This is a genomic window from Nocardioides sp. (genome assembly GCF_014360585.1).
Taxonomy (GTDB): Bacteria; Actinomycetota; Actinomycetes; order Propionibacteriales; family Nocardioidaceae; genus Nocardioides.
In genome coordinates this window covers 23,909-33,281 of the sequence record NZ_JACIXG010000055.1, presented here as the reverse complement: position 1 = coordinate 33,281, position 9,373 = coordinate 23,909, and the positions used below count along the sequence as shown (strand labels likewise).

Sequence of the window (9,373 nt, the reverse complement as noted above, 5' to 3'; positions counted from 1 at the left end):
GCCGTCGACCACCGCCGCTGCGACATCGACACCGACCCCGGCCTGTTCCTGCCCCCGGTCGGTGCCGAACAAGGCCAAGCCGCCGGCGCGACCGCGCAGGTCACCGCCACCCTGGACGCCGCAGACGCTCTCGACCTCGAAGCCGCGGTCTCGGCGATCGCCCACAGCCTCCTCGACCACGACACCACCAGCGACCTGTCCCTCGACGCCCGCCGTGCCGCTGCGCTGGGGGTCCTGGCTCGGGCCTACAACACCGGCATATCTGCGGCGGACTTGCTCCCCGCGACCGGCCGGGTCATCGACCTGAAGATCCACACCGACACCCGCGACCTCGCGACCACCGGCCTGGTCCGGATCGGGAACACCCGCGGCCTGACCACCATCGAGCAGCTCGACCGATGGGCCACCATGCCCGGCGTGACCGTCAGACCGATGACGGTGATCGATCTCAACGAGGAGATCACCACCGACGCCTACACCCCCACCGGGCGGCTACGGACCCAGGTCCAACTCATCGACCAGACCTGCGCCTTCCCCAACTGCAACGTCAAGGCCGAGAACTGCGACCTCGACCACCGGGTCCCGTTCGACCAAGGCGGGAAGACCACCACCTCCAACCTGACCTGCCTGTGCCGACGCCACCACCGCGCCAAGACCCACCTCGGCTGGACCTACCAACGCCTCGCCCCCGGCCGCTACCGATGGCGATCACCCCACGGCTACGAGTTCCTCACCAGCCCAGAGGGCACAGTCGACCTCACTCCCAGACCAGCGCCTGTCGCAGCGAACGACGTCAGCCAAGACGACGCTGCCTGACCCCGCAAACACACTCGCTCCCGGGCGTACGCCCTCACCTCTCGAACCCGGACAGGGACAGGTATCCCGACGCAACCCCCGGACAAGGCTGGAAGCCCGCAAGACAGCCAAATGGCACCCAACCCGGACACCCTGGCTTTTAATCTCCCAACCCAAGCCGGCAATTGGCCCTACCCGCCCTACGGCCCCCGGACAGGCACCCAAGCCGCTCAGTCGACCCCAGCACATAGGCGACCGAAACAAGCCCGACCACGGACGACACAGGCCTCTCAGAGTTGACCGTGACACATCGGGTGGTCTCGACAAGCTCGACCACCGGAGGTGACGAGACCCCCCGGGGCGAACGTGACACGGGGGTGGTCTCGGCAGGCTCGACCACCGGTGGCGGTGAAGGCCGCTCAAGCCGACCGCGACATACGGCCTGGTCGACAAGCTCGACCACCGGGTCCCGAACAGCCTGCCGCTCGTAACGTCCTATTCACATTCTGCCCGCCGGGGCGTCGCTGCCGGCACGCACGCTGGCGTCATGGCATCGGCCCACCGCCCTCTTGTGATCGGCCATCGCGGAGCACCCGGTTATCTGCCGGAGCACTCCTTGGAGTCCTACCGTCTGGCGCTGCGCCAAGGCGTGGACGCGCTCGAGACGGACGTCGTGATGACCAAGGACGGGGTGATGGTGCTCAGGCACGAGAACGAGCTCACCCGCACCACGGACGTGGCTTCGCGTCCGGAGTTCGCGCAGCGGCGTACGACCAAGGTCGTCAGTGGCAAGAAGTGGACGGGTTGGTTCACCGAGGACTTCACCTTCCCCGAGCTGCTCAGCCTGGGGGCGCCGACGGAGAGCCAGCCGATCATCACGCTGGACACGCTGCTACTGCTCGTCGCCGACGAGTCGCAGCGCCGCGGACGGCGGGTGGGGCTGCACGTGGAGGTCAAGCACCCGACGTACTTCGCCTCCATCGGCCTGCCCGTGACCGAGATTCTCCTGCAGACCCTGGCCGACCACGGCGTCGACGCCTGGAACAGCCTTCCCGGCCTGCCCACCCAGCGGGTGTGGCTGCAGAGCTTCGACGAGGCATGGGTGCGGGAGATGAGCACTCGTACGGAGCTGCCGCTGGTGCAGCTGATCGACAAGAAGTGGGGTGCGGTCGACTGTGCGGAGATCGCGACGTACGCCCAGGCCATCGGCCCCAAGAAGTCGATGGTGCGCAAGAAGGGACAGCCGCCGACAGGCCTGGCCGACGAGGCCCACCGGCATGGACTGAAGGTCTTCGTCTGGACTCTGAAAGCCGGACGTGACCAGGCAGTTCGTCTCTTCGAGGCAGGGGTCGACGGAGTGTTCGCCGACTACCCGAACCGGCCGGTCGCGGCCTTGGCCGACATCACACAGGCACAGACCGCCTGAGGCTGGAGCCCCCGCGTAGGGTTGGCGCATGCCGCCCCTGAACGCGGACCGCGCGGTCCTGATCGCAGCCCGTGAGGTCCTGCTCAGGGACCCACGCGCGACCATGGCCGCGGTCGCGGAGGAGGCCGGGATGGGGGTCGCCGGGCTCTACCGCCGCTACGCCAACAAGCAGGCGCTGCTGCGCGCGGTCGCCGCCGACAACTATCGCCGTCTCATCGCCTTCGCGGAGGCGGCGCTGAGCGACACCGACGACCCGTGGCACGCGTTCACCGGCTTCCTGAGCCAGGTCCTCGACGACGGGCTCCCGAGGCTCACCCTCGCGCTGCGTGGCGAGGTGGTGCTCGACCAGGGCCTGCACGACCTGGACAGACTGGCGGTCCACACCACCAACCGGCTCCTGCGCGCTGCCCGCGGCAGCGGCATCCTCCGCCCCGACGTCACCCGCGCCGACATCACCGTGCTCCTGGAGCAGATCGCTCGCCTCGACGTAGGAGACGACGTACGCAGCGCCGCCCTGCGCCGCCGCTACCTGGCCCTCGTCTGCGACGGCCTGCGCGCCGAGGCGGCGCATCGCCGTCTCCCGGGCCCGCCTCCGCACGAGGGCGAGCTCATCGGGCGCTGGACCGGAGATCCCTCATCTGCGTGAGCGCAGCAGGGTCGCGACCAGTCCCGCCCCGCCGCCGATGATCCACGGCAGCGGCAGCAGCCAGCGCAGGTCCTCCGCGGTGTTCACGACGAAGGCGCCGGTCTCGATCACGGCCCAGACGCCGACGAAGGTCAGGAACACCAGACCCATCACGAGGTGACCGATGTTGACCGGGTGGCGGCCGGAGCGCTTCTCCGACACCGGGTCGTTCTCAGGGAAGACCGGGGCGGCATAGTCGTAGCTCATCGGATGCTCCGTTCGATCGCGTCGCGTACGTCCTCGGCCCGGGGGTCGCTCTCCCGGAAGATCTTGATGGCGCCGACGTCGGTCATTGCGGTGATGTGGAGGTCGGCCTCGGGGTCCTCGCCCTCAGAGCTGGTGTTGGCGTTGGCCTCGAGGGTGCGCTCGAGGTGAGCGCCGTCGATGTCACCGGCGGTCGTCTCGAAGACCTCCGCCTCGCCGGGGCCGGTGATCCGGGCGTCGACCGCGATGGAGGCGTCGTCGGGGACGATCACGGTGATCTCGCCGACCTCGCCGCGGATCTCGACGCGCTCGCCGTCGAGGGTGTCCGCGTCGAGCTCACCGAGGTCGATCCGCGCTGCACCCACACTGAAGGAGTACGTCTCCTCGAGCTCGGCCACGGTCTGCGGCTGCGCGTCGACGGGTGTCGTGAACTGCAGGCCGGTGTGGCCGACCATCGAGACGGCCGTGGTTCCGGCCAGCACGAGGAGAGACACCAGGGCCAGCGCGATCAGACCACCGGCGCGACCCCAGAAGGCACCGAGGACGAGGAAGGCGCCGAAGACCGCCGTCACAGCGGCCGGGTAGGCGCTGCTGGAGACGGGAAACCAGTTGGCGACGTCGGCCAGGCCGAGGAGGCCGGCCACCAGCGCTGCCGTCGCGATCGCCGGACCGAACAGCAGCGGCGGCTTGGGCCGACGGGGCAGCTGCATCTGAGGCGGCACCGAGGTCCACGGGGCGGGCATCGGGCTCGGCTGAACCGGGAAGACGGCCGTGTGCGGGTTGCCCGGGTTGCCCGGGTTGCCGGGGTCGCCGGGGTCACCCGGGTCGTTCTGGTAGCCCGGGGCGTTCGACGGCGCAGCGGTCTTCTTCTTGTCCCGGTTGAGCCACCACACCGCCGCAATGCCGAGCACCAGCAGCCAGAACCACGGGATGTTCGTGTCGCCGAGGGCGTCGCCGAGCAGGGAGAGCGTCGCGACGCCGGTCGCGACCCAGAGCAGCAGGTTCCGCGTCGGCGGCCCGACCGGCACGAAGCCGTCCTCGTGGCCGTCCTCGGGTGCGAACAGCCAGGCGGCGACGTACACGATCGCCCCGGCGCCGCCGAAGAACACCGACACCACCAGCAGGACCCGCACCAGCAGCGGGTCGACGTCGAGATGGCGTGCGATCCCACCCGCGACACCGGCGATGTGCCGTCCCTCGGGGGCCGTGCTGGTGGTACGCCGCAGAGCGCCCAGGTTGCGCAGCTGGTCGCGCGACGGGCGGGGACTGGGATCGGAGCCAGCAGGAGCCGACTCGGTCGTGGGAGGCTCGGGCGCCTCGGGCGGGATCGTCACACCTCAACTCTGACTCATCCGCTGCCTGTAGCCCATCAGGGACGGCCCTGAGATCCGACTCGGCAAGGATCAGGGGGAATCCTCATGGTGCCTGCCCGTACGAGGTGTGACGATGGAGTCACCATGACGACACCTGCACCTCCGGCTCCCGTGCCGACCGAAGCACGGCCACCGGTACGCCGCGCCTACCGCGACACCGACGCCTCCGTGATCGGTGGCGTCGCAGCCGGCCTCGCCGAGCACCTCCGCCTGCCGGTGCTGGCCGTACGCGCGTTCTTCGTCGTCACCGCGGTCTTCAACGGCATCGGCGTCCTGCTGTACGCAGCGCTGTGGATCTTCATCCCCGCCGCACCGCACCTGGAGAAGTCCACCCCGGGCGCCGAGAGCGCGACCCGCGGTGGCCGCCGTCCCGGCACCCGGCGTGGCGGCGTCGACATGGGCCCGGCGATCGCCCTGCTGGCGCTCGGCGTCGGCGGGATCGTCCTCTTCGACACGCTGCTCGGCCCCGGCGCCCTGGTCTGGCCGCTGATGCTCGGCGTCGCCGGCGTGGCGCTGTTGTGGCGTCAGGCCGACGAGGCCCAGCGCGAGCGTTGGATCAACAGCACCGGACGGCTCGACCTGGTGCGGATGATCTTCGGCAAGGGCGGCTGGCAGGCGTACCTCCGGGTCGGTGCCGGTCTCGGCCTGCTGCTCGTCGCCGTCGTCCTGGCCGGTGGCCAGCTCGACTTCGGCAACGCCTCGGGCGTGATCATCGCCGGTGTGCTGGTGCTCGGTGCCGGGTTCCTCGTGGCCGGGCCGTGGATGCACCAGCTGGCCAGCGACCTGGGCAGCGAGCGCGAGGAGCGGATCCGGACGCAGGAGCGCGCCGACATGGCGGCCCACCTGCACGACTCGGTGCTCCAGACCCTGGCCCTGATCCAGCGCAACTCGGACGACCCGGCGATGGTGCAGAAGCTAGCCCGCGCCCAGGAGCGCGACCTGCGCGAGTGGCTCTTCTCCGACCCCGTCGCCCCCGACGAGACCTTCGCGGCCGCCCTCAAGGCCGCGGCCGCCGAGGTCGAGGACTCCCACGGAGTCACCGTCGACGTGGTCGTCGTCGGCGACGGTCCCTACGACGACTCGGTCCGTGTGATCGTCGCCGCCAGCCGCGAGGCGGTCACCAACGCGGCCAAGCACGCGGGCACCGGACGCGTCGACGTCTATGCCGAGGCGACCGAGGAGGCCTTCGAGGTCTTCGTCCGCGACCGTGGTGCAGGCTTCGTCGTGGACGAGGTCTCCGCCGACCGACACGGCGTCCGCAACAGCATCATCGACCGGATGTCGCGCCACGGGGGCAGCGCTGTGGTGAGATCGTCTCCGGGCGAGGGCACCGAGGTGCGGCTGAAGCAGCCGCGCACGGCTGAGACCGCCGGAACCTACTTTGGAGAGAAGGCCAATGATGAGTGAGGTCAAGGTCGTCATCGTCGACGACCACGCGATGTTCCGCACCGGCGTACGCGCCGAGCTGAGCCGCTCGCCGGTGATCCGGATCGTCGGAGAGGCCGAGGACGTCACCACCGCGGTCAAGGCGATCGCCGAGGGCAAGCCCGACGTGGTGCTCCTCGACGTCCATCTCCCCGGCGGGGGAGGTGTCGAGGTGATGCGCAAGGCCCCAGCCGTCGACGGCTCGCCGCGCTACCTCGCGCTGTCGGTCTCCGACGCCGCCGAGGACGTCATCGGCACCATCCGTGGCGGCGCGCGCGGCTATGTCACCAAGACCATCACCGGCTCCGAGCTGGTCGCCGCGATCCAGCGGGTCTCCGGGGGAGACGCCGTCTTCTCGCCGCGCCTGGCGGGCTTCGTCCTCGACGCCTTCGCCGGGACCATCGCGATCGCCGACATCGACGAGGACCTCGACCGCCTGACCGAACGAGAGCGCGAGGTGATGCGCCTCATCGCTCGCGGCTACTCCTACAAGGAGGTCGCCGCCGAGCTGTTCATCTCGATCAAGACGGTCGAGACCCACATGTCCAACGTGCTGCGCAAGCTGCAGCTGTCGAGCCGTCACGAGCTCACCCGCTGGGCCAACGACCGCCGCCTGCTCTAGCTGTCCTAGGCGGGCTCGGGCGGGCGTGCCTCCATCAGGTGGGCGAGCTCGTCCGTCTCGGCGTCGGTCAACGTCGCGAACCCGTCGGCGCGCAGGATCTGCAGCGTGCCGTCGGAGATGTCCAGGAAGAGACCCACGAGGCGTACGTCCCGGCCGGCGAGGAGCTGTCCGAGCCGGTCGATCATCACCGCGACGTTGACCTGGGACACCTGGTCGACCTCGCTCCGCCCGGCCGCTGCCGCGGCGAGGCCGACCGGGTGACCGGCCTGCCACTCCTGGAGCGCCGGCGCGGCGTGGCGCAGCCAGTCGCCGACCGGTCCCGCCGGCACCTCCCCGGCCCGGGTGTTCTCCACCGCAGAGGTGATCGCACCGCAGCGCGAGTGACCGCAGACGACGACGGTGTCGATGCCGAGGTCGTCCACGCCGAACAGCATCGGCGCCGCGACCGAGCTGTCCGGGCTGCCGGGCTCGGGCACGAGGTTGCCCATGGTGCGGACCGTGAGCAGGTCGCCGGGGCCGCTGGCGGTGATCAGGTTGGGCACGACCCGGGAGTCGACACAGGTCAGGAAGACCGCGTGCGGCTCCTGGCCCTCGGCGAGACCCTCGTAGACCGGGCGCAGCGGCTCCGCGTGGCGGCGGTGGTACTCGCGGAGGCCGAGGGCCAGCGGGTGGTGCGGGTCGATGCGATCGGGGCGTACGTCCTGCCACGCGCTCCACGGAAGCAGCGCCCGCGGGCTGATCGGAGGCGCCTTCAGCGCGCGTTCCTGACGCGGCTCCGTGGCGCCGTGCGGACCGGAGTGCTCCACGAGCACGGTGCCGCCGGCGGCCTCGTAGCGGGTGCGCCAGTGGTCGAGCTGGTCGCGTCCGGCGGGGTCGAAGTAGTCGACGAGAAGGTCGAGCTCGACGACCTGGCCCTCCGGGATCTCGTCGAGCCGGCTCACCAGCTTCGGCGTCGCCAGGAACGAGAGGCTGCCGTGCACCTCGACCAGCCACTTCTCGCGGCCGTCGGGGGCCTGGCCGGGGGAGCGTACGTCGATCCGCACGTGGACCAGCCGCCACAGCACCAGGACGAGAGCCGCGACCAGGCCGATCAGGACGCCCTCGATGAGGTTGAGAGCAAGCACGCCGATGATGGTCAGGGCGTAGATCCACAGCTCGCCGCGGGCATGCGCCTGGGTGATGTCGGCAGGCCTGACCAGGCCGGTCCCCATCATGATCAGCAGACCGGCCAGGGCAGCGAGCGGGATCTGCTCCACGAGCCCGACCAGGACGAGGGCGAAGAGGAGCACCCAGACGCCGTGCAGGATCGCGGACGCGCGGGTGCGTGCCCCGGCCGCGACGTTGGTCGAGCTGCGCACGATGACGCCGGTGATGGGGAGGCCGCCGAGCGCCCCGGAGGCGGTGTTGGCGATCCCCTGGCCGACGAGCTCGCGGTCCAGGTTGCTGCGCGGGCCGCCGTGCAGCTTGTCCACCGCGACCGCCGAGAGCAGGCTCTCGACGCTCGCGATCAGGGCGAGGGTCAGGACCGCTCCGGCCACGGCGAGCGGAGTGCCCTCCGGTAGCGCGACCGAGCCGATCTCGTCGAGCAGGTCGCCACCGAGCTCGACCCGCTCGGCCCCCGGGAGCCAGGCGGCCGCGAGCAGGGTGAGTGCGACGATGGCCACGAGCTGGCCCGGCACCGCCCGGATCCGCTGCGGCAGCCGCGGCCAGACGAGCAGGATGCCGATCACCCCGAGCCCCGCCAGGACGGCGTGGATGTTGGGCTCCTGCGCGTTGGCGAAGATGTGCTTGACGTTCTCGATCGCGCTGGACTGCGAGCGGCCGCCGAGGGCGACGTTGAGCTGACCGAGGACGATCGAGATCCCGATGGCGGCGAGCATCGCGCAGACGACGGTCGGGGAGATCGCCAAGGCGTAGCGCCCGAGCCGGGTGGCCCCGAGCACGACCTGGAGGAGACCGGCCATCAGGGTGATCGCGCAGGTCGCCTCCCACCCGAACTCGGCGACCGTCTCGGCGACGACGACGGTGAGGCCGGCGGCCGGGCCGCTGACCTGCAGCGGGGAGCCGCCGAGGAGGCCGACGACGATGCCGCCCACGACGGCTGCGATCAGGCCCGCGGCGACAGGTGCACCGGAGGCGACGGCGATGCCGAGCGAAAGTGGCACGGCGACGAGGAAGACGACCAGAGAGGCAGGTACGTCGAAGCGAATGGTGCGGCGAAGCTGATCGAGCGGTCGGGACCTGCCGGTGGGCAAGGGTGGGTTGGGTGATGACACGTCAGAATCCTCCATACGGAGCCGAGAGCGACAGTGGCGGTCACGGTGAGAGTAGGCAGATGTCGCCGAATTCCCCAAGGCGGATGTGACCAAAATCGCGACACCGTTCGAATAGGTGCCCGGGGCGGTACCGCTTGAAGGCTGCTCAGACCGGGGATCTAGGCTGAGCGCATGGAGATCGTGCGGCACATTCTGCTCGTCATTCACCTGCTCGGCTTCGCGGCGCTCTTCGGCGGCCTGCTGGTCCAGATCAAGGCGCCGGACAAGGTCGCCAACGGCCTCATGCGGGACGGCTCGGGCACCGCTTTCCTGGCCGGTCTGCTGCTCGTCGGCGTTCTCGAGATGGGCGACGGTCCGGTCGACCACGCCAAGGTCGGCGTGAAGCTGGTGATCGGCCTGGTCGTCCTCGGCCTGGTGATGTCCCAGCTGCGCAAGCCCAAGATCGCCGACGGGCTCTACTGGACCATCTTCGGCCTGACGATCATCAACGTCTGCGTCGCGGTCTTCTGGTCCTCCGCGCACGTCGCGGCGTAACCCTCCCCACAGGCTCGCCGACCCGCGACTTGT

At 70.4% G+C, this 9,373-nt stretch carries 9 protein-coding genes; 6 read left to right on the top strand and 3 right to left on the bottom strand.

Features of this window, described 5'->3' with window-relative positions; genetic code table 11:
* The 3 genes from H5T77_RS17470 to H5T77_RS17460 all read left to right on the top strand — a co-directional run.
* A partial coding sequence (locus H5T77_RS17470) for an HNH endonuclease signature motif containing protein (RefSeq protein ID WP_292651351.1) occupies window positions 1-816 on the top strand: 816 nt, incomplete at its 5' end.
* 526 nt (window positions 817-1,342) lie between these two features.
* Window positions 1,343-2,221: a glycerophosphodiester phosphodiesterase family protein gene (locus tag H5T77_RS17465; RefSeq protein ID WP_292651349.1), complete on the top strand. Its 879-nt coding sequence runs from the start codon at window positions 1,343-1,345 to the stop codon at window positions 2,219-2,221.
* A 28-nt stretch (window positions 2,222-2,249) separates the two neighbouring features.
* The gene (locus H5T77_RS17460; protein WP_292651347.1) at window positions 2,250-2,867 is read left to right on the top strand and encodes a TetR/AcrR family transcriptional regulator; all 618 of its coding nucleotides are present in this window, start codon (window positions 2,250-2,252) and stop codon (window positions 2,865-2,867) included.
* On the opposite strand, the gene H5T77_RS17455 is transcribed toward H5T77_RS17460, so the two are convergent.
* Together H5T77_RS17455 and H5T77_RS17450 are read right to left on the bottom strand one after the other, a co-directional pair.
* The gene (locus H5T77_RS17455) at window positions 2,856-3,113 is read right to left on the bottom strand and encodes a hypothetical protein (RefSeq protein WP_292651345.1); all 258 of its coding nucleotides are present in this window, start codon (window positions 3,111-3,113) and stop codon (window positions 2,856-2,858) included. The genes H5T77_RS17460 and H5T77_RS17455 overlap by 12 nt on opposite strands.
* Window positions 3,110-4,444 carry a PspC domain-containing protein gene (locus H5T77_RS17450; protein ID WP_292651343.1) on the bottom strand — a complete coding sequence of 445 codons (1,335 nt, stop codon included), beginning with the start codon at window positions 4,442-4,444 and terminating at the stop codon, window positions 3,110-3,112. Before H5T77_RS17450 ends, H5T77_RS17455 begins: the two co-directional genes overlap by 4 nt.
* A 123-nt stretch (window positions 4,445-4,567) precedes the next feature.
* Between H5T77_RS17450 and H5T77_RS17445 the strand changes: the two genes are divergently transcribed.
* Entirely contained in the window at window positions 4,568-5,890 is a 1,323-nt protein-coding gene (locus tag H5T77_RS17445; protein ID WP_292651341.1) for an ATP-binding protein, read from the top strand.
* Complete coding sequence (locus H5T77_RS17440) at window positions 5,883-6,530, top strand: LuxR C-terminal-related transcriptional regulator (RefSeq protein WP_292651339.1); 648 nt, start codon at window positions 5,883-5,885, stop codon at window positions 6,528-6,530. The genes H5T77_RS17445 and H5T77_RS17440 overlap by 8 nt, the downstream gene beginning before the upstream one ends.
* 5 nt (window positions 6,531-6,535) lie before the next feature.
* On the opposite strand, the gene H5T77_RS17435 is transcribed toward H5T77_RS17440, so the two are convergent.
* Window positions 6,536-8,806: a bifunctional SulP family inorganic anion transporter/carbonic anhydrase gene (locus tag H5T77_RS17435; RefSeq protein WP_292651337.1), complete on the bottom strand. Its 2,271-nt coding sequence runs from the start codon at window positions 8,804-8,806 to the stop codon at window positions 6,536-6,538.
* 171 nt (window positions 8,807-8,977) lie between these two features.
* On the opposite strand from H5T77_RS17435, the gene H5T77_RS17430 reads away from it, so the two are divergent.
* Window positions 8,978-9,340, top strand: coding sequence for a hypothetical protein (locus tag H5T77_RS17430; RefSeq protein ID WP_292651335.1), 363 nt, complete (start codon window positions 8,978-8,980; stop codon window positions 9,338-9,340).
* Window positions 9,341-9,373 lie beyond the last annotated feature (33 nt).